The organism is Caenispirillum salinarum AK4 (genome assembly GCF_000315795.1).
GTDB lineage: Bacteria > Pseudomonadota > Alphaproteobacteria > Rhodospirillales > Rhodospirillaceae > Caenispirillum > Caenispirillum salinarum.
The window spans coordinates 23,749-48,740 of sequence record NZ_ANHY01000010.1 but is presented as its reverse complement, the minus strand read 5'-3'; the positions used below and the strand labels follow the sequence as shown (position 1 = coordinate 48,740).

Sequence of the window (24,992 nt, the reverse complement as noted above, 5' to 3'; positions counted from 1 at the left end):
CAGTGTCAGCAGTTAGTGTCCGGCCGGTTCTTCCGCAAAGAAAAACGTCGCCGCGACGGGGCGCGGCGACGTTGGGGAAGAGGAAAAGATGCGCTTTGCCGGGGTGCGCGCCTCAGGCGCTCAGGCGCTGTTCGGCCTCGGCGGCGGCGCTGCCGGCCGGGGCGTGCACGCCGGGGCGCAGGGGCTCCAGCGTCCAGGCCGCGGGATCGTTCAGCAGGGCGCGCAGCAGGACGTTGTTGTGCGCATGGCTGGAGCGCACGCCGTGATAGTGGCCGACGATGGGATGCCCGGCCAGCGCCAGGTCGCCAACGGCATCCAGGATCTTGTGGCGCACGAATTCCGTGTCGAAGCGCAGGCCGTCCTCGTTGAGGATCTGGTCGCCGTTCACAACCACCGCATTGTCCAGCGACCCGCCGAGGCCGAGGCCCGCTTCGCGCATTCTGGGAATGTCTTCCAGCATGCCGAAGGTGCGGGCGCGCGCGATTTCAGCCTTGAAGGTGGCCGGCGTCAGCAGGAAGGCCTCGCGCTGGCGGCCGATGGCCTTGGCCGCGAAATCGATCTCGAAGTCCAGCGTCAGCCCATCGTGGGCCGGCGTGAAGGAAGCCACCGTCTGCCCGTTGCTGCGGCTGACCGGCTTGAGAACCCGGATCGCCTTGCGCGGCGCGGCCTGGGCCAGCACCCCGGCGCATTCGATCAGGAAGACAAACGGCGCGGAGGAGCCGTCCATGACGGGAACTTCCGGGCCGTTCAGCTCCACCACCACGTTGTCGATCCCCATGCCGGCCAGGGCGGCCATCAGGTGTTCGATGGTGGCGACGGTGACGCCGTCGGCATTGGCGATGACGGTGCACAGGCGGCTATCGGCGACATGATCCCACCGCGCCGGGATCTCGGCGCCGCGGCCGGCGATGTCGGTGCGGCGGAACACGATGCCCGTGTCGGGCTCGGCCGGGCGCAGGGTCATGGTCACCTTGGCGCCCGTGTGCAGGGCGACGCCGGTGCAGGAAATGGACGTCTTGAGGGTGCGCTGGGGCACGTAGGCGGCGGTGGCGCCAGCCTTGAACTCGGCCTGGGATTTTTCGACGAACATTTCTACTTCCTCTTCCGCGATCGCCCCCTTTTTGTCGGATCGTGGCGTCCACTCTTTATCGGGGACTGCCGACGCCCCTGGGGGCTTCTGCTCGCTCTCTCGCGATGGTGCGTTTGTACCCCGCGCCTGCCCAGGTCTCAAATCAATGTTTGTTGCAGAATGTTACCGGCGTTTCAGGCGCATCAGCCGGCGCCGCGGGGACGCCCGCAGGGGGAATTCGGCTCCATGATCGAAGGGCGGAAGGCGGCTGGGCGACCCGCGCCGGGAAGGGCTCCCGGCCGCGCAACGGTAGAAAAGAAAGATGCGCGCCTCTAGTCTTCGTGGAGGCCGTGCAAGAAAAAAACCGGTCCGCCAGAAGACGGACCGGTATGAGTTTTTGTTCAGACGTCCGGCAGAGGCTGCCGGTGCGCTGCGTCAGATCAGTTGGCCTGACGGCGCAGGAAGGCCGGGATTTCCAGCTCGTCGTCTTCCTGGGACGAGGTCTGGACCCGGTCATCGGGGTCGACGGCCAGGCGGTACTGGTCGTCACGGGCGCGGTTGCCCTCGGGCTGCTGCGCCGGCTGGTGCTGCTGGTCGCGGGCCGCCGGCTCCTCGCGCTGCGGCTCGGTCCGGCGGGCCTGGGGCGCGCTGGTGCGGACCTCGGGCTCCTGGGCCTGCGGCGCGGCATGGCGCCGGGCCAGGCCGGTCATGCGGGCGAGCAGGCCGCCGGCCAGGCCGCGGGGCTCCTCGGACTGGCCGGACCCGCCGCCGGTGGCGGGACGCTGCGGGCTCGCCAGCGGCTGCGGACGCGGCGCCGGCGAAACGGCGCGCGGGGCGGCCGGCTGCTGGGGCTGCGGACGCTGCTGCGGCGCCGGGGCGGCCTCGCGCGAGTGCGGCTGCGGCTGGGCCTGATAGCCGCGGCTTTCCGGTGCCGGCTCGGACGGACGGCCGGTGTCGTGGCCGCCGTTCGGGCTGACCGGCGGACGCGGGATGAAGCTCTCGCGCGGCTGCGGGAAGCGCGGCTGGCTGAAGCCGGTCGGCGCGGGCGCGCCGTCGGTGCCGGTGGCGCGGTGCTCCTGCTGGTGCTGGTGTTCGGCGCGGGCCTCCACCGGCTGCGGCTGGTGCTGCCCGGCCGGGGCGGCCTCGCGCTCGCGGCCGACGTCCAGCGCCTCGGCGGCGCGCTGCAGGCGGGCCGTCATGGGCTCGGCGTCTTCCTCGGTGGCGGCCGGCTGCTGGCGCTGCGGCTGGGCCGGCTTCTCGGCGGCGGAGGGGCTGCTGACGCTCAGCGGGGCCGGGCGGGGCGCACCCATGCCGCCGGCGCTCATGCCGGTGCTGCGCGGATGGGCCATGACGGCCTCGGCGGCGATGCCGGTGGCGACGACCGAGACGCGCATCTTGCCTTCCATGCCCTCGTCGAAGCAGGAGCCGAAGATGATGTGCGCGTCGGGGCTTTCCACTTCGTCCTTGATGCGGTTCGCGGCCTCGTCGACCTCGAACAGGGTGATGTCGGGGCCGCCGGTGATGTTGATCAGCACGCCGCCGGCGCCCTTCATGCAGGTGTCTTCCAGCAGCGGGTTGGCGATGGCGGCCTCGGCGGCCTGGATGGCGCGGCTTTCGCCGTCGGCCTCGCCGGTGCCCATCATGGCGCGGCCCATGCCGGACATGACGGTGCGGACGTCGGCGAAGTCAAGGTTGATGAGGCCCGGCATCACCATCAGGTCGGTGACCGAGCGCACGCCCGAGTTCAGCACATCGTCGGCCATCTTGAAGGCGTCTGCGAAGGTCGTGCGCTCGTTGGCGACGCGGAACAGGTTCTGGTTGGGGATGATGATGAGCGTGTCGACGTACTGCGCCAGCTCCTCGATGCCCTGTTCGGCCAGGCGCATGCGGTGCACGCCCTCGAACTGGAAGGGCTTGGTCACGACGCCGACGGTCAGGATGCCCATGTCGCGCGCGATGCGGCTGATGACCGGCGCCGCGCCGGTGCCCGTGCCACCGCCCATGCCGGCGGTGATGAACACCATGTTCGAGCCTTCCATCTCCTTGGCGATGGTCTCGTAGGTCTCTTCCGCCGCGGCCATGCCGACGTCGGGGCGGGCGCCGGCGCCCAGGCCCTGCGTCACGTCCTGGCCGAGCTGGATGCGGCGGTCGGTGCGGGCGTGGGCCAGCGCCTGCGCGTCGGTGTTGGCGACGACGAAGTCGACACCTTCCAGACCGCTGGTGATCATGTTGTTGACGGCGTTTCCGCCGGCGCCGCCGACACCCACCACGGTGATGCGGGGCTTCAGCTGCGCTCCGGGCCCATCGGGCGCATGGAAATTGATCGGCATGTTAGCCTCCGTGTGCGTCTGAACATCGGTAGGAATAGCAGGATTTTCTTCTTTGTTCAGCGAAGTTTTTTCCCGAGTCGCAAAATCTTCGGGATGTTCGCTGTCAGTTCCCCTCTCGGCATCCAAATCTGCCCTTTCGAGTGGACTCGAAAGGGAGTCCAGCAGGTTCCGTTCCTGATCGGTCAGGACGTCGCTTGCTGCTGGACTCTCACGGTTTTCCGGGCGGGGCGCCATGCTCGAGGGCGTCACGTCCAGAACATCGTCCGCAAGACCCAATTCCTGATTCTTATCAGCCGGTTCCGCTGGTTGCGAGGACACTTCCGGTTCCGGGCTACCACCTTCGGCGTGTTCCATTACTTCGGGAGTCTTGTCGGCCGCACCGTCGGACTCTTCGGCGGGTGCGCCGTAGAGCAGCACGTGCAGGGCCTCGGCCCCGGCCACGGTGGCCGCCAGGGCCCGCACCTCGCGCGCCGCGGCGCCGCCGGGTGCCTCTGCGGGTTCGGCCCGCTTCTCCCACACGATCGGGAGACCGTCCGGGCCGATCACGCGGCCGTGCTCGTCCATCATTCGCCAGTCGCTGTGTCCAGACATCAGAAGTTCTCCCGAAACCACTGTGTGATGCGGCCGAGGCCGGTGGCCGTTTCGGCCTTGCCCTTGCCCTTGCTGCCCTTGGTCTTGCTCTTTCCCTTGCCCTTGCCGGAGGCCGCGCGGTCGTCGTCGGCGTCCCTCTGGTCAGGCGTCTCCACGTGGTCCTGCGCGGCATAGCGCACCAGGCCGGCAACGGTGGAGAAGGCCGGGCCGGAGACACTCTCCGGCAGGCCCTTGATGCGAAGCGGCCGGCCGAGGCGGACCTGCTTTTCCAGAATGCTTTCCGCCAGGTCGCGCAGGCCCGCGATCTGACTCGCCCCGCCGGTGATGACGCAGCGCGGGCCGACCTGATGCAGCAGCCCCGCGGCGTCCAGGTGGCGGCGCACCAGCTCCAGCGTCTCTTCCACGCGCGGGCGGATGATGTGGACCAGCTGGCTGCGCGGCACCTCGTTGGGGGTGGTGTCGTCCTCCTCGCCGACCAGCGGCACCTTCAGAAGATCGCGGTCGTCGGCGGGGGTGGAGATGACGCTGCCGTAGACCGTCTTCAGCCGTTCCGCGTTGGAGACCGGAGTGGACAGCACCTTGGCGATGTCGTTGGTGACGTGGTTGCCGCCCACGGGCACAGATCCGACGTGCAGGATGTGGCCGTCCTGGAAGACGGAAACGGTGGTGGTGCCGCCGCCCATGTCGATGACGGTGACGCCCATTTCCTTCTCGTCGTCCACCGCGCAGGCGAGGCCCGAGGCATAGGGGCTGACCACGCGCGCCTCGATCTCCAGGTGGCTGCGCTCCACCACCGTCGCCAGGTTGCGCGAGGCGCCGATGGCGGCGGAAATCAGGTGGATGGTGACGCCCAGGCGGTCGCCGTACATGCCGCGCGGGTCGACGATGCCCGGCGTGCCGTCGATGGTGTAGCCGACGGGCACGCAGTGGATCAGTTCGCGTTCCTCGCCGATCTCGTGGTGCTGCCCGGCCTCCAGGATGCGGCGCACGTCCTTGTCGCGGATCTCATGGCCGGCGACGGAGACGTCGACCTCCACCTGCTCGGATCGGGGGCTGCCGCCGGTGACGTTGACCAGCACGCGCTGGACGCGCTGGTTGGCCATCTGCTCGGCGGCGTCGACGGCCGCGCGGATGGAGGCTTCGAGTTCCTCCATGTTGGCGACCTGGCCGGCGCGCATCCCGCGGGAACGATGATGCCCGACGCCGAGCACGCGCAGGCCCCCGTCATCGTCCGCATGGGCGATGAAGCAGGCGACCTTCGTGGTCCCGACATCGAGGGCAGCGATCAGCCCGGTGCGCTTGGCCTTGGACACCTTCGTCTTATCCCTTGTGAGTCAATCGGTTGGCTGTGATGGCGGTCATGCTCAGGCCTCCGTTCCGGCGTCGGGCGCCAGCGGCAGCGAGCGGTCCAGGTCCGGGCCGCCCTTCATGGCGTCGCCCGGCGGGATGCCGTCGCCGTTGAGCCGCACGATCATGCGGTCGCTCATGCGCAGGTCGATGGCGGCCAAGTCGTTGCGCAGGATGCCGTGCTCGCGCTCGATGCGGGCGAGGCGGTTCCAGGCCGCTTCCGCGCCGTGCTCGGGCAGCTTGACCGTTATGCCGGCCTCGAAATCGTCGAGCAGCAGGTTCCAGCGCCGGTCGCCAAGGCGGGTGGCGGCCTTCACGCGGGTCGCCATGGCGGGTTCGGTGTTGAGCAGGCGGAACAGGTCGGCGGCCGTCTCGGGCGCGCCGGTGCCGACGATCACCGGCAGGTGGCCCCAGCGCGAGAGGTCGTCGATGGCGATCGGCGTGCCGGTGCCGTCGGTCAACACGAAGTCGCCCGGCGCGCGCTGCCAGAGCGCGATGGGATGGCGTTCGGTGATGTCGACGTGCAGCGTGCCGGGCAGGCGGCGGGAGACCACGGCTTCCTTGACCCAAGGGAGGCTTTCAACGGCCTCGCGCGCCGCCTGCATGTCGAGGGCGAGGATGGGATCGCCCCGTGTCACGTTCAGCGCCCGCAGGATGGCCGCGCCCGAGGTTCGGTTGCGACCTTCCACTTCCAGGCTCTGCACCGCCAGCCCGGCCTTGGCCGAGGCGCTGACGATGCCGCTGGAGGCATGGGCGAGCTTCTGGTCCAGAACGCCGGAGCCGACGGCCCAGGCACCGCTGCCCGACAGCGCCACCAGCCCGACGGCCAGGGCGGCGAGCTTGGGGTCCGGCATGCGGCGGCGCAGCGGCGCGCGGCGGCCGGCGGCCCTGGCGCGGGCGGTGCGGCCGGTCAGGCCCGGCAAGGGCGGGAAGGGAATGGCGAGGCTCAAGAGTCGCATCGCGCCGTCTCCACCATCCAGTGACACAGCTCGGGGAAGGAAATGCCGGCATGGGCCGCCTGCTCGGGCACGAGCGAGGTGCCGGTCATGCCGGGTTGGGTGTTCACTTCCAGGATGTACAGGGTCTCGCCGTCGTAGCGCAGGTCGGTGCGCGACACGCCCCGGCAGCCCAGCGCCTCGTGCGCCTTGACCGACAGCGCCATGGCTTCCTCCGCCAGCGCGGGCGGAATGTCGGCCGGGCACTGGTGGGTGGAGCCGCCGGCGGCGTACTTGGCGTCGTAGTCGTAGAAGCCCCGGTCGGTGAAGATTTCCGTCACCCCCAGCGGCCGGTCGCCCATGACGGCCACCGTCAGTTCGCGGCCGGGGATGAAGGCTTCCACCATGACGTTCTCGCCGAAGGGCCAGTCCTCTTCCACGAAGGGGCGGAAGTTGTCGCCTTCCTGCACGATGTGGACACCGACCGACGAGCCTTCGTTCAGCGGCTTGATGACGTAGGGGCGCGGCAGCGGGTCGCCCTCGGCCAGCATTTCGGCGCGCGTCACCACCCGGTCGGCGGCGACCGGGATGCCCGCGCGCTCGAACAGCAGCTTGGCGGTGGGCTTGTCCATGGCGATCGCGCTGGAAAGCCGGCCCGAGTGGCTGTAGGGGATGCCCATGATGTCGAGGATGCCCTGGATGGCGCCGTCCTCGCCGAAGCGGCCGTGCAGCGCGTTCAGCACCACGTCGGGCTTGGTCTCCGCCAGCGCCGAGACGAAGGCCGGCACGTCGCGCGGCACGTCGATGACGGCGACGTTCTGGTAGCCGTAGTCCTTCAGCGCCTTGGCGGCGGCGGCGCCCGAGTTGAGCGACACCTCGCGCTCGGCCGAGAAGCCGCCCATGAGCACGGTGACGCGGCGGGTAAGCGGGCTCGTCATGCGTCGTCTCCCGTCTCGGAGGTGTCGGTGGCGGCGACGGCGTCCGGGTGGTCGGCGGGCACGCCGACGCGGCGGATTTCCCAGCGCAACTCCACGCCGGAGGTTTCCCTGACGCGCTTGCGGACTTCCTCGCCCAGGGCTTCCAGGTCGGCGGCGGTGGCCGTGCCGGTGTTGATGAGGAAGTTGGTGTGTTTTTCGCTCACCTGCGCGCCGCCGATGGTCAGTCCCCGGCAGCCGGCGGCGTCCACCAGCTTCCAGGCGCTGTGGCCGTCCGGGTTGGCGAAGGTGGAGCCGCCCGTGCGGGTGCGGATGGGCTGGCTGTCCTCCCGCTGGCTGCGGATTTCGTCGAGCCGGGCCGCGATGGCGTCGGGGTCGCCGGGCTCGCCCTTCAGGGTGGCGGCGACGAACACCCAGTCCTCGGGCACGCCGCAATGGCGGTAGGACAGGTCCATGTCCTCGGGCCGCAGGGTGTGCAGCCGCCCCGCCGGGTCGAGCGCCTCGGCGGTCACCAGCACGTCCTTGATCTCGCGGCCGTAGGCGCCGGCGTTCATGCGCAGCGCGCCGCCCATAGTGCCGGGCACGCCGGTCAGGAACTCAAGGCCCGCGATGCCGTGGTCGCGGGCGACCTTGGCGACGTTCGCGTCCAGTGCGGCGGCGCCGGCGCGGATGAAGCAGCCGTCCTCGGCCTCGATCTCGGCGAAGCCCCGGCCGAGGCGCACGGTGATGCCGGGAATGCCGCCGTCGCGCACCAGCAGGTTCGACCCCACGCCGATCACCGTCAGCGGCACGTCGGCCGGCTTGGCGGCCAGCACCACGGCCAGGTCGTCGACGTCGACGGGGCGGATCATCAACTCCGCCGGGCCGCCGACGCGGAACCAGGTGATGCGGGCCAGGTCCGCGCCCGCGCTCACCCGGCCGCGCACGCGCGCCAGCCCATCGCCCAGGCGGCGGGCGAGGGCGGTGTCGGGAACGGCGGTGGCGGCGGTCCGGCGCGGGTCGAGGGTCATTCGGCGGCGCCCTCCGGACCATAAAGCTCGGCCAGTTGCGCCGGCAGGGCGTGCGCCCAGTTGGTGATGCTGCCCGCGCCCAGGCAGACGACGATGTCGCCCTTGCGTGCCACGCGCTTGACCGTCTCGGCCAGGTGGTCGGGGCCGTTGAGCGGAATGGCGCCGCGGTGGCCGCGCTGGCGCAGGCCGTCCACCAGCGCGTCGCGGTCGGCCCCCTCGATGGGCTGCTCTCCGGCGGCGTGGACGTCGGCGACGATCACCGTGTCGGCGTCGTTGAAGCAGGTGCAGAAGTCCTCGAACAGGCTTTTCAGCCGCGTGTAGCGGTGCGGCTGCATGACGGCGATGACGTTGCCGGTCGTTGCGGCGCGGGCGGCGCGCAGCACGGCGGCGATCTCAACCGGGTGGTGGCCGTAGTCGTCGATGACGGTCACGCCGCCGGCCTCGCCGGTCTTGGTGAAGCGGCGCTTGACGCCCGAGAACTGCGCCATGGACTGGCGGATGACGTCGTCGGCAACACCCATCTCCACCGCGATGGCGATGGGGGCGAGGCTGTTGACCACGTTGTGCTCGCCGAACATGGGCAGGCGCAGGTCGCCGATGGTGCGCGACGTGCCCGAGACGCGGTCCGTCACCACCACGTCGAACCGCGCGCCGCCGACGCCGATGCGCACGTTCACCGCCCGGATGTCGGCCTGCGGGCTGAAGCCGTAGGTCACCACGCGCCGGTCGGAAACGCGCGGGATCATGGCCTGGACCTCCGGGTGGTCGATGCACAGCACCGCCAGGCCATAGAACGGGATGTTGGTGATGAAGGTCTGAAAGGCTTCCCGCAGCTTGTCGAAGGACCCGTAGTGGTCCATGTGCTCGGGGTCGATGTTGGTGACGATGGCGATCACCGCCGGCAGCTTGGTGAAGGTGCCGTCGCTCTCGTCGGCCTCCACCACCATCCACTCGCCGTCGCCGAGGCGCGCGTTGGTCTTGTAGGCGTTGATGATGCCGCCGTTGATGACGGTGGGGTCCATGCCCGCGCCGTCCAGCATGTTGGCGACCATGCTGGTGGTGGTCGTCTTGCCGTGGGTGCCGCCGACGGCGATGGCCCACTTCAGGCGCATCAGCTCGGCCAGCATCTCGGCGCGGCGCACCACGGGGATGAGGTTGGCGCGGGCGGCCTGAACCTCGGGGTTGTCGCTTTTGACGGCGGAGGAAATCACCACCACCTGCGCGTCGCCCAGGTTTTCCGCCGAATGGCCGATGTTGACCGTGACGCCCAGGCCGCGCAGGCGCTGCACGTTGGCGTTTTCCGCCATGTCGGAGCCCTGCACGCGGTATCCCAGGTTCGCCAGGATTTCGGCGATGCCGGACATGCCGATGCCGCCGATGCCGACGAAGTGGATGGGTCCGATGTCGAGCGGCATGGCCCTCATTGGGCGGTCTCCTTGGTCACGGTCTTTTCTGTCGTCTCGGCCTCGGCCGCGCCGGCTCCACCGGCGGGCTTGCGCATCGTGGCCTCCACCAGGTCGGCCAGGCGGGCGGCGGCGTCGGGCACGCCCACGGCGCGCGCGGCCCCGGCGGCGGCGCGCAGCGTGGCCGGCATCTCGAACAGGTCCGTCAGGCGGGCGGCCAGAAGCTCCACCGTGAAGCGGTCCTGCGGGATCAGCCAGCCGCCCCCGGCGGCGTCCAGTGCCTGGGCATTGGCCGTCTGGTGATCGTCGATGGCGTGGGGCAGGGGCACCAGGATCGCGGGGCGTCCCACCACCATGGCCTCGGCCACCGTGGAGGCGCCGGCGCGGGCGATCACCAGATGCGCCTCGGCCAGCCGCTGCGGCACGTCGGAGAAGAAATCCGACAGCGCCACATGACCCAGGTCGGCCTCGTCATAGGCGCCGCGCACCCGGTCCAGGTCCTCGGGCCGGCACTGCTGCGTGACCTCCAGCCGACGGCGCAGGCCCTCGGGCAGCGCGGCCAGCGCACCGGGTACGATGTCCGACAGCACGCGCGCGCCCTGGCTGCCGCCCAGCACCAGCACGCGCAGGCGGGCGTCGGGCCCGGTGTCGGGGTAGGGGGTGTCGCGCACATCGACGATGGCCTGACGCACCGGCATGCCGACGCGCTCGTGCGCCACGCCGGGCGGCAGACGGCGCACGTCCTCGAAGCTGGTGGCGACGGCGGTAACCTTTTTCGCGAGCATCCGGTTGGCGCGGCCCAGCACGCCGTTCTGCTCGTGGATGATGGTCGGCAGGTGCAGCATGGACGCCGCCGCCATGGCCGGGATCGAGGCATAGCCGCCAAAGCCCACCACCACGGCCGGGTTCATGCCGGCCAGGATCCTCCGGGCCTCCCAGGCGCCGCGCAGGATGTCGAACAGGCCCGCCATCTGCCCCAGGCGGCCGCGCCCGGCGACCTGCCCGGCGCGCACGCGCACGGTCTTCAACTGGCCCAGCACGCCGCCGTATTCGGCGCCGCGGGCGTCGGTGACCAGCGTCAGGTCGTGGCCGCGCTCCAGCAGGGTCGCGGCCAGGGCCTCGGCGGGGAAGACGTGGCCGCCGGTGCCGCCGGCGGTAAGGACGATCCTGGCCATCAGAAGCCTCCCTGTCCGGCGGGGCGACGCCGGGTGAGCGCCAGCAGCATCCCGAAGGCCAGCGCCAGAGCCAGCGTCGACGAGCCGCCGTAGGACACGAAGGGCAGCGTCATCCCCTTGGTGGGCATCAGGTGCAGGCTGGACGCCATGTTGATGAGCGCCTGCAGGCCGAACTGGCAGACCAGACCGCCGACGGCCAGCAGGACGAACAGGTTGTCCTCCTGCATGGCGCGCGAGATGCCGCGCAGCACGATGAAGGCGAACAGGGCGACGATCACCAGGCACAGCAGCAGGCCGAACTCTTCCCCGGCGACGGCGAAGATGAAGTCGGTGTGGGCGTCGGGCAGCAGCTCCTTCACCCGGCCCTCGCCGGGGCCGCGGCCGAACAGGCCGCCGTCGCGGAAGGCTTCCATCGCCTTGTCGATCTGGTAGGTGTCGCCGCTGGCCGGGTCCAGGAAGCGGTCGACGCGGCTTTTGACGTGGTCGAACAGGAAGTAGGCGCCCACCGCCGCGCCCAGGCCGGCGGCGGCGAACAGCACCACCAGCACCATGGGCAGGCCGGCCAGGAAGAACTGCGCCGCCCAGACGCTGGAAACCACCAGCGTCATGCCGACGTCCGGCTGGGCCAGCAGCAGGGCCGCCACCACGGCGTACAGGCCGATGCTGATCCACTGGCCGGGGAAGCCTTCATGCTCGCGCGCGGCGGCGAACATCCAGGCGGCGGTGACGGCGAAGAATGGTTTCACGAACTCCGACGGCTGCACCGACAGGGGGCCCAGGTGAATCCACCGGGCCGCGCCCTTGATTTCGGTGCCGACCACCAGCGTCGCCGCCAGCGCCACCACCGTGCCGGCAAAGCCCAGCACGGCCAGGCGCCGCACCGTGCGCGGGTCCAGCAGCGAGACGAACAGCATGACCGCGAGCGCCATGGGCAGGAACACCGCCTGCCGGCTGACGAAGTGGAAGGGGTCGACGCCGATGCGCCCGGCGGCGGCGGGGCCGGCGGCCATGACCAGGAACACGCCGATGCCGATCAGCGCCACCACGGCGGCCAGCATCAGGCGATCGACCGTCCACCACCAGCGGCCGAGAATGCTCGTGTCGGTGCGCGAGATGGAGATGGTCGTCATGCGGCGCCTCCACCGGCGGCGGCGCCGCGCGCCTCCATGCGCGCGACCAGGGCGCGGAAGGTGTCGCCCCGGTGCTCGAAGCTCTTGAACTGGTCCCACGACGCACAGGCCGGCGACAGCAGGACGACCGGGTCGCGCACGTCGTCGCGGGCGGCGCGCACGGCGGCGGCGGGAACGGCCTCATCCAGGGTGCCGGCCATGGTGACGGGCACGCCCTCGGCCTTCAGCACCGTGGCGAATTCCGCGGCCGCCTCGCCGATGAGGAAGGCGTGGCGGATGCGCTTGAAGTGGGGTTTCAGCGCGTCGATGCCGCCTTCCTTGGCCTGGCCGCCGGCGATCCAGTAGACGGCGCCGTAGCAGGTCAGCGCCTTTTCGGCCGCTTCGGCGTTGGTCGCCTTGCTGTCGTTGACGAAGCGCACGCCGTCGATCATCGCCACCGTCTCCTGGCGGTGGGCGAGGCCGGGGAAGGTGCGCATGGCGGCGACGATGGTCTGCGGATGCACGCCCCGCGCCCGGCAGGCGGCATAGGCGGCGCAGGCGTTCTGCCAGTTGTGGGCGCCTGGCAGGGCGGGTATGGTCCGCAGGTCGCAGACCTCGCGCGGCCCGCCCCGCTCCGTCGCGTCGAACAGCACGCCGTCCAGCGTGAAGATGCCGCCCGGTTCCTCGCCGTCGGCGCGCACGGGGATCACGTCGGCGTTGCAGGCGTGGGCAACGCGGCGCGTCATGGCGCGGCAGTGCTTGTCGTCCTGGCCGATGACGGCGACGGCGGGCTGCCACTGGTTGGCGAAAATCCGCTCCTTCGCCGCGACATAGCCGTCCATGCCGCCGTGGCGGGCCAAATGGTCGGGCGTGATGTTGAGCAGCAAGGCCACGTCCGGCGACAGCGACGGCGTCAGCTCGAGCTGGTAGCTCGACATCTCCAGCACATAGGTGCCGTGGAAGGGCAGGGGCGCGAGTTCCAGAACCGGCGTGCCCAGGTTGCCGCCCACTTCCACCCGATGGCCGGCGCACGCCAGGATGTGGCCGATCAGGGCGGTCGTGGTGGACTTGCCGTTGGTGCCGGTGATGGCGACTGTGAAGGCGTCGGCGCAGCGGTTCAGCAGAAGCTCGATGTCGCAGACCGGCGCGATGCCCTTGGCCTCGAGGATCGCCTTGGCCGGGTGCGGCTTCGGGAAGGTGTGGGGAATGCCGGGGCTCCAGACGCAGGCAACGATGTCGCTCCAGGACCGGGGCGTGGGCTCGACGCAGGTGAAGCCGGCGGCCTCGGCCTCGGCCCGGCGGTCGGCGGTGTCGTCCCAGCACTTGACGCGGGCGCCGCCCATGGACAGCGCACGCGCCGCCGTCAGCCCGGTCTTGCCGAGGCCGAGGACCGCCACCGTGCGGCCGGCGTAGTGCGGGATCACCATGGTCACCGTTTCAAATCCCCCTGAAGGTCCTGTCCCGGCGCGTGCGCGCCCGGTGTTCCTCTTCGATCTCGCCCGCCCGGCGTCCCCCTTTTTTGTGCCGTGGGGATCGCCGGGCGGTCTCTCTCTTCTTCTCTCTCGTACCTTCCCCGGACACTCCGTCAGCGGAGTTTCAGGGTGCTCAGACCGGCGATCGCCAGGATGCCGGCAATGATCCAGAAGCGGATGACCACCGTGCTTTCCGCCCACCCTTTTTTCTCGAAGTGGTGGTGGAGCGGAGCCATGCGGAAGACCCGCTTTCCGGTCAGTTTAAAGCTGGCGACCTGAACGATGACGCTCACGGTCTCCAGCACGAACAGGCCACCAACGATCGCAAGAACGATCTCATGCTTGGTGGCCACCGCGATGGCGCCAAGGGCACCACCGAGAGCCAGCGAGCCCGTGTCGCCCATGAAGATCATGGCCGGGGGCGCGTTGAACCACAAAAAGCCCATGCCGGCGCCGACCAGGGCGGCGCACAGGATGGCAAGCTCGCCGGTGCCGATCACATGATGGATCTGCAGGTAGTCGGCGAAAATGGCGTTGCCGACCAGGTAGCTGATCAGCATGAAGACGCCCGACGCGATCATCACCGGCACGATGGCCAGGCCGTCCAGTCCGTCGGTCAGGTTGACGGCGTTGGAACTGCCCACCATCACCAGCATGGCGAAGGGCACGTACAGCAGGCCCATGTCCAGAAGCACGTTCTTGAGGAACGGCATGGCAAGGTGGTTGTCCAGGTTGCCCGTGGTGCCGTAGCTGATGAGCAGCGCGGCGACCAGCGCGATGCCGAACTGCGCGGCCAGCTTGCCCTTGCCCGACACGCCCTTGGTGTTGCGCTTGGTGACCTTCAGGTAGTCGTCGGCGAACCCCAGCAGGCCGTAGCCGACGGTGACCAGCAGCACGGCCCAGACGAACACGTTGGTCAGGTCCGCCCACAAAAGGGTGGAGACCAGGGTGGCGAACAGGATCATCAGGCCGCCCATGGTGGGCGTGCCCTTCTTGGTCAAAAGGTGGCTTTCGGGCCCGTCGTCGCGGATGGGCTGGCCCTCGCGCTGCTTCTTCCGCAGCCAGCGGATCAGCATGGGCCCGACGATGAAGGCCACGATCAACGACGTCACGACAGCGCCGCCGGCCCGGAAGGTCAGGTACCGGAAGAGGTTCAGCGCGCCCAGTTCGCCGGACAGTTGGGACAGGAAATACAGCATGGTCCCGAGGTCTTTCCCCTAGCTCTCTCTTTACCCGTTGCCCGTGTCGTCGTGATCGGTTCCGCCACCCTTGCCGTCGGCATCCAGCGCCAGCAGTGCCTCCAGCACGGTCGCCATGCGGCTGCCCAGCGAGCCCTTGACCATCACCACGTCGCCGCCCCGCACATCCGCCGCCACCAGCTGGGCCAGGGCGGTGCTGTCGTCGGCGTGGCGGCCGCGCCGGTCTTGGGGCAGGGCGGACGCGAGATGCGCCATGTGGGTGCCGCAGGTATGGACGCGGTCGATGCGCGAGCCCGAAACGGCGTCGGCCAGGCCGGCGTGAAGCGCGTCGCTCTCGCCGCCCAGTTCCAGCATGTCGCCGAGCACCGCGACGCGGCGTCCGCCGCGCCCGGGCGTCATGCCGTCCAGCACCGTCAGGGCTGCCCGCATCGACACGGGCGAGGCGTTGTAACTCTCATCGATGATCGTGAGAAGCCCTCCGCCGCGGCTTTCCGGCAAAGAAATGGATTGACGTTTGCCGCGACCTTTGGGCGGCGTCATCGCGCTCAGCGCGAGAGCCGCTTCGGCCGCGTCACCGCCCGCCGCACGGATGGCGGCCAGCACCGCCAGGCTGTTGATCGCCCAGTGGCGGCCGGTGGCGCCCACCGTGTATTCCAGGTTGGCGCCGTAGAAGTCCGCCAGCACGCGCAGGCCGGTGTCGGTGGTGTTGGTGTGAAGCAGGCGGGCGCTGGCGTGGATGTGTGCGCCGAAGCTGGTGGTGCGCAGGTCCAGGCGCTCCGCCGTTGCCAGCAGCAGGGAATGGTGCGGGTTGTCGCGGGGCAGGACGGCCGTGCCGCCCTCCACCACGCCGTCCATGATCTCGGCCTTGGCGCGGGCGATGCCCTCCACGCTGTCGAAGTGCTCCAGGTGCACGGCCTCCACCGCCGTGATGACGGCCACGTGGGGCTTGGCGAGGCGGCTCAGGGGCCGGATTTCCTCGGCATGGTTCATGCCCATTTCCAGGATGCACCAGGCCGCGTCGCGCGGGCACCGGGCCAGGGTGAGCGGCAGGCCCCAGTGGTTGTTCAGGTTTCCCTGCGTGGCGTGAACGGCGCCGCCGCCGAGCCGCGCGCAGGCCAGCGCGAGCATTTCCTTGGTGCCGGTCTTGCCGACGCTGCCGGTGACGGCGATGACCTTGCCGGTCAGCCGTTCCCGCGCCGCCCGGCCCAGCGCCTGAAGGCCGGCGAAGGTGTCGTCGACCACCAGCAGCTTTTCCGGCTGGCTGAAGCCTTCGGGCACCGCATGGACCATGGCGGCGACCGCACCCTTCGCCAGGGCGTCGGCGACGAAGGCGTGTCCGTCGTGGGTGGGGCCGGCGATGGCGATGAACAGGTCGCCGGCACCGACCGTGCGGCTGTCGATGGAGACGCCGGTGCAGGTCCAGTCACCCGAGGCCTTGCCGCCGCTGGCGGCGGCCGCCTCGGCGGCAGTCCACAGCGCCGGACGGGCGGAAGGAGGCAGGGGCGTGTTCGTGGCGTCGGTCATGCGACCCTCCCGTCGGCAGCCTCGACGGCGGCACGGGCCTCGGCCGCGTCGTCGAAGGGATGAACCACCGTGCCCACCGTCTGCCCGGTCTCGTGCCCCTTGCCGGCCACCAGCAGCACGTCGCCGGGGCCGAGCTGGCGCACGCCCTCCGCAATCGCGGCGCGGCGGTCGCCCACGTCGAGCCCCTCCGGGCAGCCCTGCATGACGGCGGAGCGGATGGCGGCGGGGTCCTCGGTGCGGGGGTTGTCGTCGGTGACGATGGCGACGTCGGCCAGCTTCGCCACGGCCTGCCCCATGAGCGGGCGCTTGCCGGGGTCGCGGTCGCCGCCCGCGCCGAAGACGCAGACCAGCCGGCCGGCCGCATGCGGGCGCAGGGCCTCCAGCACCGTTTCCAGGGCGTCGGGGGTGTGGGCGTAGTCGACGTAGACGGCAGCGCCGTTCGCGCGTGTCGCCACCAGTTGCAGCCGCCCGGCCACGCCCGACAGCGTTTCCAGCGCCCGCGCCGCGCGCTCCGCTTCCGCCCCGCAGCCGATGACGAGGCCCAGCGCGCACAGCGCGTTTTCCACCTGGAACGTGCCGGCCAGCGGCAGTTCCACCGTCAGCGGATCGGCGCCGTCCAGCGCCAGCGTCAGGCGCTGGCCGTGCGCGGTGCGCGCGATATCCAGGAGCTTTATGGCGGCGGCCTCGCGGCCGTAGTCGATGACCCGCAGGCCGCGCGCCTCGGCGGTGGCCTTGAGGGTCGCGAACTCGGGAATGTCGGCGTTCAGCACCGCCGCGCCGCCCTCGTGCATCACCTCGCCGAACAGCTTGGCCTTGGCGGCCAGGTAGGCCTCCATGGTGCCATGGTAGTCCAGGTGGTCGCGCGACAGGTTGGTGAAGCCGCCGGCGGCGACCATCACGCCGGACAGCCGGTGCTGGTCGAGGCCGTGGCTGGAGGCCTCCATGCACAGGTGCGTGACGCCGCGGTCGGCGATCTCGGCCAGCAGGGCGTGCAGCCGTTTCGGGTCGGGCGTGGTCAGCTTGCCCTCGATGGTCCAGTCGGGGCCGATGACGCCCAGCGTCCCCAGGCTCGCGGCCTGCATCCCCAGCGCGGCCCAGAGCTGCCGGGCGAAGTTGGCCGTGGACGTCTTGCCGTTGGTGCCCGTCACGGCGGCCACCGTTTCCGGCTGGCGGCCGTGGAAGGCCGCGGCCATGAGGCTGAAGGCGAGCCGCGGCGCATCGTGGGTCAGCAGCACCGTGTCCGCGCCCACGCCCTCGGGCAGCGTCGTGCCGGTGGGGGCGAGCACGGCGACGGCGCCGCTTTGCACCGCCTGGGCGATGAAGGCGCGGCCGTCGGCCTTCGCCCCCGGCAGGGCGGCGAAGACGGCACCGGGCCCGACCGCCCGGCTGTCGGCGGTGAGCCCGGAAACCGTCACGGCTTCGGCGCGGTCTTCTCCGGCGGCGATGGCGGCCCCGGAGGCGCGGATGAGATCAGTCAGCGATCGCATCGGTCCCCCTTGCGGCGGCGGCCTGGATGAGGTCCATGGGGCGGCGTTCGGGGCGGACGACCGGGCCCTGCGGCACGAAGCTGGGGAAGACGCCCAGCGTCGGCGCGATGCGGGCGACGATGCGGCCCGCCGTCGGGGCGGCGTTCCAGCCCGAGGTGATGAAACCGTAGGTGTCCTTGGTGGATTGGGGTTCGTCGAGCACGACCAGTAGCACGTAACGCGGGTTGTCCATGGGGAAGGCCCCGGCGAAGCTGGTGCGCACGGCGCGGTGGGCGTAGCCGCCGGCCGCCGACACCTTGTCGGCCGTCCCCGTCTTGCCGCCGACGCGATAGCCCGGAACGTCGGCCTTGCCGGCCGTGCCGTCCGTGACGACCATCCGCATCAGCTCGCGCATCCTCTGCGACGTCTGCGGCGAAATCACGGCACGGCCGGGGGGAACTTCATCCGCCTCGCGCTTGAGCAGCGTCACCGGCGTCAGCGCGCCGCCGTTGACCATGGCGGCGGTGGCCCGCGCCATGTGGACGGGCGTCACGGCGATGCCGTGGCCGAAGCTGATGGTCATGGTGTTGACCTCGCGCCACGGGCTCGGCACCAGCGGCTTGCCGTTCTCGGGCAGTTCCAGCGACACCGGGTCCAGCAGGCCCAGCTCGTCCAGGAACTTCTGCTGCGCCTCGGTGCCCAACTCCATCACCATGCGCACCGAGCCGATGTTGGACGAGTTCACCAGGATGTCGGCCACCGACATGTCGCCCTTTTCGGGGTGGTGGTCGCGGATGGTGAACCGGGCGACGCGGATGGGGTTCTCCACGTCGTACTGGTCGGAGGGACCGATGCGGCCGCTGTCCAGGGCCATGGCCGTGTTGAACAGTTTGAAGGTGGAGCCCATTTCGTAGACGCCCAGCGTCGCGCGGTTGAAGCGCTGGTCCTCGGTGGCGTCGCCGATGTGCTCGGGGTCGTAGTCGGGCAGGGAGACCATGGAGATCAGCTCGCCCGTCTTGCTGTCCAGCACGATGCCGGTGGCGCCGACGGCCCGGAACTTGGCCATGGCGTAGGCCAGTTCCTCGCGCACCGCGTGCTGCACGCGCACGTCCAGCGCCACGCGCACCGGCTCGCCGCCCTGGGACAGCGTCTCGTTCAGCGAGGCTTCCAGCCCCGCGATGCCGTTGTTGTCCAGGTCGGTCGCGCCGACCACGTGCGAGGCCAGCGCACCCTGCGGATAGACGCGGCGCTCGGCGTCCTCGAAATCCACGCCGACGATGCCCAGGGCATTGATTTCCAGCTTTTCGCGCGGCGTCAGGTTGCGGTCCAGGTAGACGAACTTGGACCCCGATGCCAGCTTGCGGTGCACGTCGTCGAAGGACAGGTCGGGCAGGACCTCCACGATCCGGCGCGCCGCGGTGGCAGGATCGCCGATCTTGTAGGGGTGGGCGTAGAGGTTCACCGTCGGCAGGTTGGTCGCCAGAAGGACGCCGTTGCGGTCGACGATGTCGGCGCGGCTTTCCTCGAACTCGGCGGTGGCGGCGCGGCGGGCGGTGGTGACGGGCGGCTCGCCGCCGTCCAGCAGCATCAGGTCCACCAGCCGGAAGCCCACCAGCGAGAAGGCGCAGGCGAACAGGCCGGCGGCGACCACCAGCCGCGTGCGGCCCATCTCCACATGGCGCTTCTGCGTGCCGTGCAGCGACACGCGCGAGGCTCGCTTGCTGGGCCGGATCTCTTCGCCGGGATAGAGGAACGGGCCGGCGTCCTTCTTGACCAGGCGGCGCAGGGCGTTGAGCGTCATTGATCCGTCCCCCCGTGAACCGGTGCGCTCGCCAGTTCCTCGGCCGCCGGCGCCGCCGGCACGCGGACCATGGGCCCGGCGGGACCGCCGGGAACCGGGGCCGTCTCCGGTTCGGGCGCGGCCTCGGGCGGCGGCGGGGCAGGACGCAGTGGCAGCTGCGCAATGGAATTCACCTGGCTGGGCGCGAACGGGCTCATGCCCAGCAGCCGCTGCGCCTGGTCGCGCAGGCGGGCCGGGTCGTTGAGGTAGCTCCACTCGGCCTCCAGCACGTGGACGGCGGCGCGGTCGCTGCGGATCTGGGCGTTGAGGCGCGTCAGCTTGTCCTCCAGCGCCTGCACCTCGACCTTCAGCACGAACAGGCCGGTGCCGACGCCCAGCGCCAGCGTGCCCCACAGGATGGCGGCGGGACGGATCATGACGCACCTCCCGCGGCATGGCTGCCGAAGGGGGCCGGAGCCTCGGTGCGCTCCGCCACCCGCAGCTTCGCGGAACGGGCGCGCGGGTTGGCGCGGGCCTCCTCCGCCGACGGCCCGACGGCCTTGCGGGTGATGTCCTTGAAGGTGGGCGCGGGCCCTGCGGCGCCGGCGTCCGGCAGGTGCCGGGAGACGCCGCCCGCGCGCCCGCTGCGCTCGCGGATGAACCGCTTGACCACGCGGTCCTCCAGCGAGTGGAAGGTGACGACGGCCAGCCGACCGCCGGGCTTCAGCAGGCGCTCGGCGGCATCCAGGCCGCGTTCCAGCTCGCCCAGTTCGTCGTTCACGACGATGCGCAGGGCCTGGAAGGTCCGCGTGGCGGGGTCGATGCCGTCCTTGCTCTTGCGCACGACGCGGCGGATGACGTCGGCCAGTTCGCCCGTGCGGGTGAACGGCTTTTCCTGGCGCGCCTGGACGATGGCGCGGGCGACACGGCGCGAGTGGCGCTCCTCGCCGTAAAGATAGATCAGGTCGGCGAGCGGCCCTTCCTCTTCCTCGTTCACCACGTCGGCGGCGGTGCGGCCGGACTTTTCCATGCGCATGTCGAGCGGGCCGTCCTTGGCGAAGGAGAACCCGCGCTCGGCCTCGTCGATCTGCATGGAGGACACGCCGATGTCCAGCACCACGCCGTCCACCGGATCGGGAAAGCCGTTGGCCGGCAGCAGGGCGGCCATCTCGCCGAAGCGCCCGGGGATCAGCGTGAAGCGGCCGGGGTGGTCCGCCGTCACGGCCTCGGCGTGGCGTTGTGCCGTGGGATCGCGGTCGATGCCGACGACGCGGCAGTCGGCGGCGTTCAGGATGGCGCGCGTGTAGCCGCCGGCGCCGAAGGTGCCGTCGACGATGACGCCGCCGTCGCGGGGCTGCAGGCCGTTCACGACCTCGTTCAGCAGGACCGGGATGTGGGGGGCGGGTGCGCTCATGCCATGCCTCCCTCGGTCGGTCGGGCGGACAGGCGCGGCGGCGTCTTGGCGCGGGCGGCGCGCTTTTCGGCCATGTAGGCCTCGCGTGCCTCGGGCTCCCAGATCTGGAAGCGGTTGGCGGTGCCGACGAAGGACGCCCGCTCGGTGATGCCGGCGAATTCCATGAATGCCTTGGGAATGATGATCCGGCCTTCGGGATCGAAGGCGACCTGCTGGCTTTCCGCAAAGACCAGCGACGTGTAGTCGTCCTCGGTCTCGGAAAACGGGTCAGCGCTTTCCTCGATCTTCGCGGCCAGCTTTTTCATGAACTCGGCGCCGCAACCCTCGATGCACTGGGCGCCGGTGAAGTTGGGGAACAGCCAGGCGCCCTCGAACCCCTGCGCGGACAAGGTCGCGCGGAAGGGCGCCGGAACGCTGACGCGGCCCTTCTTGTCGACCTTGTTCGTGTGGGTGCCCGTGAACAGCGCGAGCATCGCGCGCCCCCCGTGATTTCCCCGTTGTGACCGAAGCGGTTCCCCGACGCCTGGGCGTGTCGGAATCGCAAGCGATCGCCCATTGGTCCTTCATGGTATCGCATGGGAAATCATGGGTGTCAACGACACGCGGGGAGTAACCACAAGCCCCTGTACCTAGGGGTGTGACCGGTTTCACTGACAGGGCCGAAAGTAGTTGTCCACAGGTCGGACTCCCGCGTCAACACAAGAGTTTCCAACGAGTCGGAAAAGTCTGTCCAAATACTGTTCGGCAGATGTTCCTGTGGATAAATCTGTGGGAAAGTGGTGGGCGGCGATTTGGGTACGGTATGGGTCGCCGGCCCTGAAACGGCCCGGCCAGTCATCCCGCAGGCGTCGAAGGTCTCCCATAAAGCCTGGAAAACCGCTGGTTTCAGGGTCTGTCCCATGCCGTCCCACGGCAGTGTCCCATACCGTCCCATGGCTGACCCATGCCCGCCATGCACCGGACGCGCATGTGGAAAAATTGTGGGAGACCGTGTATGGCCGGTGGATGGGCGAAGGGCGAGGTCGACCCATGCCGTCCCATGTGGGACCATAAGGGCGGGATAAAGCGTCAGTCGGCCTGTAAGCCGGGTTCTGTCCCCGCCCGCGAGGGGCGATGGATGGCCATTCATCTGGGACGCCCGTTGCCGGACGCCTCTAGCAACCTACCACTACGGCGGCTCGGAACGCACCGTGCGCCACGGCTGTGGCGCGTGCCGTACTCTTGGTCTTGCTCCCGGTGGGGTTTACCGTGCCGGTCCCGTCGCCGGGCCCGCGGTGCGCTCTTACCGCACCCTTTCACCCTTACCCGCGCGAGCCAGGGCACGAGGCCCCGCCGGCGCGGGCGGTTTGCTTTCTGTGGCACTTTCCCTGGGGTCGCCCCCGCCGGACGTTATCCGGCACCGTCCTTCCGTGGAGCCCGGACTTTCCTCCCCGGGCCGTCGTAAACGACACCCGAAGCGGCCATCCAGCCGACTGACGCGCAACGGAAAATAGAGCATGAGGCCGGCCCGTCAAGGACCAAGCCCCGCCGCCGGTCAGCCGTCGAGCTGGTGGGCGCGGTCGGCGTCGGCGGCGGTCCGTACGGCCTTGAGCATGGCCCAGGTCTCGGCGTCGGGCACGCCTGACAGGTCCGCCGGACGGAAGTGGCGCTGGAAGGCGGTCAGCGCCTTGGCGGTGGCCTCGTCCAGCGCGCCCGAGCGCGGGGCGGCATAGCCGATGGCGGTCAGTTCCTCCTGCACCGCGGCGATGGACGGCGGCTGCTCGGTGGGGAAGGCCTCCACGTCGGCCGGCCACAGGCCGATGCCCTCGGCGGCCAGGCGCTTCCAGTCGAACAACTCGCCGGGGTCTTCCTTCCGCAGGGGGGCGACGTCGGCATGGCCGACCACGTTGCGCGCCGGGATGGGGTGGCGCGCCAGCACCGCCTGGCACAGCGCGATCAGGGCGGTCATCTGCGGCTCGGGGAAGGGGCGGTAGCCGAACTCGTGGCCGGGGTTGACCAGTTCGATCCCGATGGAGCGGCTGTTGACGTCGGTGCGCCCGCGCCAGCTGGACACCCCGGCGTGCCAGGCGCGGCGGTTCTCCGGCACCAGGGCGTGGACGGTGCCGTCCTCCTCGATCAGGTAATGGGCGGAGACGGAGCTGGCCTCGTCGCACAGGCGCTGCAGGGCCTCCTGCGCGCTTTTCATGCCGGTGTAGTGCAGCACCAGCATGTCCACGGGCTGCGTCTTCTCGCGCGGGCCGTGGTTGGGCGACCGCGCATGGCGGACTGGCTTGAGCATGGTTACGTCGGGCTCCCCACTTCCTCGGGCGGACGCTTGCGCAGGCGCGCCCACCGCAACTGAATGATCGCGACGCCGACCATGGTGACGGTCCCGCCGGCCAGCTTCTGCCACGTCAGCGGCTCGCCCAGCAGCAGGACCGCCGCCACGATGCCGATGACCGGCGCCAGCAGGCCGAAGGGCGCCACCTGTCCCATCTCGTGCCGGCGCACCAGCCCGTACCACAGCGAATGGGCGACGATCGACGCGCCGGCGGCAGTGTAGACGATCGCCCCCCAGCCCCGCCAGTCGGCAGAGAGAAGCGCCGGGATCTGCCCGTCCTCCAGCAGCAGCGACAGCAAGCCCACCTGCGGCACCGCCATGGCGCTCAGCCAGCCGGTCATGAGCACCGGGTTCACCTCGGGCAGGCGCTTGACGACGACGTTCGAAAGCGCCCAGCCGAAGGCCGCGAACACCATGATGACCAGCGGCACCAGGCTCGGCACCGTCGGCTCGCCGGCCAGAAGCACGACGCCGGAGAACGCCAGCACGGTGCCGATGATCCGCTTGGGTCCCAGCTTTTCCTTGAACATCAGCACCCCCAGCAGCACCGCAAACGGCGGGCCGAGCTGGATGACGATGGCCGCCGCCGCCGCCCCCATGCCGCTCAGGCCTGTGAACAGCAGGCCGAAGTGCAGGGTGCCGAAGGTGAACGACAAGAGCGCCAGCCCCTTCATGGCGTGCCAGGGAATACGGAAGAACGGCAGCACCAGCGCCGCCACCAGGGCGAAGCGCAACGTGGTGAAAAACAGCGGCGGCAGGGCCTCCACCCCGGCCTTGGCGACCACGATGTTCAGACCCCAGATGGCCTGGACCAGGAGTGCCAGCAGGATGTCGCGAGCGGGCATGGAGGCTCCTTCAGGGCGCGCCGCCGGGCGTGGCGGTTTCGGCGGGCGTTTCGACGGCGGGACGGGCGGGGGCGCGGGAGGCCTGGCGCAGCTGGATGACGGCGACGCCGGCCATGGTCACCAGGCCGCCGACCACCTTCAGCGGCGTCAACGGTTCTCCCAGGAAGAGGGTCGCGCACAGCACGCTCGTCACCGGCGCCAGCAGCGCGAAGGGGACGATACGGCTCAGCTCATGCCGGCGCACCAGCCCCGCCCAAAGGCTGTGGGCGATGATGGAGGCGGCGATCACCGTGTAGAGCAGCGACAGCCAGATGCGCGTGTCCGCCCCGGCCAGCGAACCAAGCTGGTTCTCCTCCAGCAGCAGCGACAGGATCGCCAGTTGCGGCACGGCCAGCAGCGACATCCAGCCCACCACGCCCAGCGGCGGCAGCATGGTCAGCTTCTTGAGGTAGAGATTGCCGATCGCCGTCGACGCCGCCGACGCCGCCATGAGCAGCACGCCGGCCAGCGGCGCGCGGCCGGGCTCGCCGGCGATCAGCACGATGCCCGCCAGCGCCAGGCCGATGCCCGACAGCCGCCGCCAGCCCGGCCGCTCCCCCAGCGCGACGATGCCGACGATGACGGAGAACGGCACCACCAGCTGTTGCACGATGGCCGCCGTGGAGCCCTCCAGCAGCGTGAATGACGTGAACATCAGCCCGAAGCCGCCGGTGCCGAAGGTCACCGACAGGATGAGGATCGGCCGCCATGCGCTGCGGGGCAGGGGAAAGAACGGCACCACCAGCGCGGCCACGCAGGCAAACCGCAGCGCCGTGAAGAACAGCGGCGGAATGGCCGCCACGCCCCACTTGGCGGTGACGATGTTGAAGCCCCACAGCAATACCACCATGAGGCCGAGCAGCAGGTCGCGCGTCGGCACGGGAAAGACTTTCACGGCTGGAGGAACAGGCGAACGAACCGCCCACACGGTGCGCGGCGCGCCGCGACGTGTCGAGTGACATTCAGGCGAGGGCGGTGGGGCCGCTTGGGCGACCGGGCATCGATATTTCGGCGCAGTCTGCGCCTTTC

20 protein-coding genes and 1 other RNA gene are annotated in these 24,992 nt (G+C 70.4%); all 21 read right to left on the bottom strand.

Translation table 11 applies throughout. The features are described from left to right. Positions 1 to 112: 112 nt before the first annotated feature. On the bottom strand, positions 113 to 1,090 hold the full coding sequence (lpxC, locus tag C882_RS11315) for a UDP-3-O-acyl-N-acetylglucosamine deacetylase (RefSeq protein ID WP_009540740.1): 978 nt from the start codon (positions 1,088 to 1,090) through the stop codon (positions 113 to 115). Between the two features lie 419 nt (positions 1,091 to 1,509). After that, complete coding sequence (ftsZ, locus tag C882_RS11310; RefSeq protein ID WP_043645093.1) at positions 1,510 to 3,399, bottom strand: cell division protein FtsZ; 1,890 nt, start codon at positions 3,397 to 3,399, stop codon at positions 1,510 to 1,512. 590 nt (positions 3,400 to 3,989) lie between these two features. Next, positions 3,990 to 5,303: a cell division protein FtsA gene (ftsA, locus tag C882_RS11305; protein WP_009540738.1), complete on the bottom strand. Its 1,314-nt coding sequence runs from the start codon at positions 5,301 to 5,303 to the stop codon at positions 3,990 to 3,992. A gap of 51 nt (positions 5,304 to 5,354) precedes the next feature. Further along, positions 5,355 to 6,296 carry a cell division protein FtsQ/DivIB gene (locus C882_RS11300; RefSeq protein ID WP_009540737.1) on the bottom strand — a complete coding sequence of 314 codons (942 nt, stop codon included), beginning with the start codon at positions 6,294 to 6,296 and terminating at the stop codon, positions 5,355 to 5,357. Further along, entirely contained in the window at positions 6,284 to 7,210 is a 927-nt protein-coding gene (locus C882_RS11295) for a D-alanine--D-alanine ligase (RefSeq protein ID WP_009540736.1), read from the bottom strand. The genes C882_RS11300 and C882_RS11295 overlap by 13 nt, the downstream gene beginning before the upstream one ends. Beyond that, entirely contained in the window at positions 7,207 to 8,217 is a 1,011-nt protein-coding gene (gene murB, locus C882_RS11290) for a UDP-N-acetylmuramate dehydrogenase (RefSeq protein ID WP_009540735.1), read from the bottom strand. Before murB ends, C882_RS11295 begins: the two co-directional genes overlap by 4 nt. Next, positions 8,214 to 9,641, bottom strand: coding sequence for a UDP-N-acetylmuramate--L-alanine ligase (gene murC / locus C882_RS11285; protein ID WP_009540734.1), 1,428 nt, complete (start codon positions 9,639 to 9,641; stop codon positions 8,214 to 8,216). Before murC ends, murB begins: the two co-directional genes overlap by 4 nt. Further along, entirely contained in the window at positions 9,638 to 10,795 is a 1,158-nt protein-coding gene (gene murG, locus C882_RS11280) for an undecaprenyldiphospho-muramoylpentapeptide beta-N-acetylglucosaminyltransferase (protein ID WP_009540733.1), read from the bottom strand. The genes murC and murG overlap by 4 nt, the downstream gene beginning before the upstream one ends. After that, positions 10,795 to 11,925, bottom strand: a complete 1,131-nt coding sequence (gene ftsW / locus C882_RS11275; protein WP_009540732.1) for a putative lipid II flippase FtsW — start codon at positions 11,923 to 11,925, stop codon at positions 10,795 to 10,797. The genes murG and ftsW overlap by 1 nt, the downstream gene beginning before the upstream one ends. After that, on the bottom strand, positions 11,922 to 13,331 hold the full coding sequence (gene murD / locus C882_RS11270; RefSeq protein ID WP_009540731.1) for a UDP-N-acetylmuramoyl-L-alanine--D-glutamate ligase: 1,410 nt from the start codon (positions 13,329 to 13,331) through the stop codon (positions 11,922 to 11,924). Before murD ends, ftsW begins: the two co-directional genes overlap by 4 nt. Positions 13,332 to 13,489: 158 nt before the next feature. After that, on the bottom strand, positions 13,490 to 14,575 hold the full coding sequence (gene mraY, locus C882_RS11265) for a phospho-N-acetylmuramoyl-pentapeptide-transferase (RefSeq protein ID WP_009540730.1): 1,086 nt from the start codon (positions 14,573 to 14,575) through the stop codon (positions 13,490 to 13,492). 30 nt (positions 14,576 to 14,605) lie between these two features. Beyond that, positions 14,606 to 16,099 carry a UDP-N-acetylmuramoyl-tripeptide--D-alanyl-D-alanine ligase gene (locus tag C882_RS11260; protein ID WP_009540729.1) on the bottom strand — a complete coding sequence of 498 codons (1,494 nt, stop codon included), beginning with the start codon at positions 16,097 to 16,099 and terminating at the stop codon, positions 14,606 to 14,608. Then, positions 16,096 to 17,586, bottom strand: coding sequence for a UDP-N-acetylmuramoyl-L-alanyl-D-glutamate--2,6-diaminopimelate ligase (locus tag C882_RS11255; RefSeq protein ID WP_009540728.1), 1,491 nt, complete (start codon positions 17,584 to 17,586; stop codon positions 16,096 to 16,098). The genes C882_RS11260 and C882_RS11255 overlap by 4 nt, the downstream gene beginning before the upstream one ends. Further along, on the bottom strand, positions 17,570 to 19,366 hold the full coding sequence (locus C882_RS11250) for a peptidoglycan D,D-transpeptidase FtsI family protein (RefSeq protein WP_009540727.1): 1,797 nt from the start codon (positions 19,364 to 19,366) through the stop codon (positions 17,570 to 17,572). The genes C882_RS11255 and C882_RS11250 overlap by 17 nt, the downstream gene beginning before the upstream one ends. Continuing rightward, on the bottom strand, positions 19,363 to 19,782 hold the full coding sequence (ftsL, locus tag C882_RS11245; protein ID WP_009540726.1) for a cell division protein FtsL: 420 nt from the start codon (positions 19,780 to 19,782) through the stop codon (positions 19,363 to 19,365). The genes C882_RS11250 and ftsL overlap by 4 nt, the downstream gene beginning before the upstream one ends. Next, positions 19,779 to 20,759, bottom strand: coding sequence for a 16S rRNA (cytosine(1402)-N(4))-methyltransferase RsmH (gene rsmH / locus C882_RS11240; protein WP_009540725.1), 981 nt, complete (start codon positions 20,757 to 20,759; stop codon positions 19,779 to 19,781). The genes ftsL and rsmH overlap by 4 nt, the downstream gene beginning before the upstream one ends. Further along, on the bottom strand, positions 20,756 to 21,232 hold the full coding sequence (locus C882_RS11235) for a division/cell wall cluster transcriptional repressor MraZ (RefSeq protein ID WP_009540724.1): 477 nt from the start codon (positions 21,230 to 21,232) through the stop codon (positions 20,756 to 20,758). The genes rsmH and C882_RS11235 overlap by 4 nt, the downstream gene beginning before the upstream one ends. A 591-nt stretch (positions 21,233 to 21,823) precedes the next feature. After that, an RNA gene (gene rnpB, locus C882_RS23220) (RNase P RNA component class A) lies at positions 21,824 to 22,235 on the bottom strand. 58 nt (positions 22,236 to 22,293) lie between these two features. After that, complete coding sequence (locus C882_RS11230; RefSeq protein ID WP_009540723.1) at positions 22,294 to 23,037, bottom strand: N-acetylmuramoyl-L-alanine amidase; 744 nt, start codon at positions 23,035 to 23,037, stop codon at positions 22,294 to 22,296. Positions 23,038 to 23,039: 2 nt separating this feature from the next. Continuing rightward, complete coding sequence (locus tag C882_RS11225; RefSeq protein WP_009540722.1) at positions 23,040 to 23,924, bottom strand: DMT family transporter; 885 nt, start codon at positions 23,922 to 23,924, stop codon at positions 23,040 to 23,042. A 10-nt stretch (positions 23,925 to 23,934) separates the two neighbouring features. After that, complete coding sequence (locus C882_RS11220; RefSeq protein WP_009540721.1) at positions 23,935 to 24,843, bottom strand: DMT family transporter; 909 nt, start codon at positions 24,841 to 24,843, stop codon at positions 23,935 to 23,937. Between the last annotated feature and the right edge of the window lie 149 nt (positions 24,844 to 24,992).

Bases quoted from the DNA above. Each gene is read 5' to 3' on its own strand.
- lpxC (WP_009540740.1), bottom strand. From the start codon at position 1,090: ATGTTCGTCGAAAAATCCCAGGCCGAGTTCAAGGCTGGCGCCACCGCC.
- C882_RS11295 (WP_009540736.1), bottom strand. From the start codon at position 7,210: ATGACGAGCCCGCTTACCCGCCGCGTCACCGTGCTCATGGGCGGCTTC.
- ftsL (WP_009540726.1), bottom strand. From the start codon at position 19,782: ATGATCCGTCCCGCCGCCATCCTGTGGGGCACGCTGGCGCTGGGCGTC.
- rsmH (WP_009540725.1), bottom strand. From the start codon at position 20,759: ATGAGCGCACCCGCCCCCCACATCCCGGTCCTGCTGAACGAGGTCGTG.
- C882_RS11235 (WP_009540724.1), bottom strand. From the start codon at position 21,232: ATGCTCGCGCTGTTCACGGGCACCCACACGAACAAGGTCGACAAGAAG.
- mraY (WP_009540730.1), bottom strand. From the start codon at position 14,575: ATGCTGTATTTCCTGTCCCAACTGTCCGGCGAACTGGGCGCGCTGAAC.
- ftsW (WP_009540732.1), bottom strand. From the start codon at position 11,925: ATGACGACCATCTCCATCTCGCGCACCGACACGAGCATTCTCGGCCGC.
- murG (WP_009540733.1), bottom strand. From the start codon at position 10,795: ATGGCCAGGATCGTCCTTACCGCCGGCGGCACCGGCGGCCACGTCTTC.
- murB (WP_009540735.1), bottom strand. From the start codon at position 8,217: ATGACCCTCGACCCGCGCCGGACCGCCGCCACCGCCGTTCCCGACACC.
- C882_RS11230 (WP_009540723.1), bottom strand. From the start codon at position 23,037: ATGCTCAAGCCAGTCCGCCATGCGCGGTCGCCCAACCACGGCCCGCGC.
- C882_RS11300 (WP_009540737.1), bottom strand. From the start codon at position 6,296: ATGCGACTCTTGAGCCTCGCCATTCCCTTCCCGCCCTTGCCGGGCCTG.
- murD (WP_009540731.1), bottom strand. From the start codon at position 13,331: ATGGTGATCCCGCACTACGCCGGCCGCACGGTGGCGGTCCTCGGCCTC.
- C882_RS11255 (WP_009540728.1), bottom strand. From the start codon at position 17,586: ATGCGATCGCTGACTGATCTCATCCGCGCCTCCGGGGCCGCCATCGCC.
- ftsZ (WP_043645093.1), bottom strand. From the start codon at position 3,399: ATGCCGATCAATTTCCATGCGCCCGATGGGCCCGGAGCGCAGCTGAAG.
- C882_RS11260 (WP_009540729.1), bottom strand. From the start codon at position 16,099: ATGACCGACGCCACGAACACGCCCCTGCCTCCTTCCGCCCGTCCGGCG.
- C882_RS11225 (WP_009540722.1), bottom strand. From the start codon at position 23,924: ATGCCCGCTCGCGACATCCTGCTGGCACTCCTGGTCCAGGCCATCTGG.
- C882_RS11250 (WP_009540727.1), bottom strand. From the start codon at position 19,366: ATGACGCTCAACGCCCTGCGCCGCCTGGTCAAGAAGGACGCCGGCCCG.
- murC (WP_009540734.1), bottom strand. From the start codon at position 9,641: ATGAGGGCCATGCCGCTCGACATCGGACCCATCCACTTCGTCGGCATC.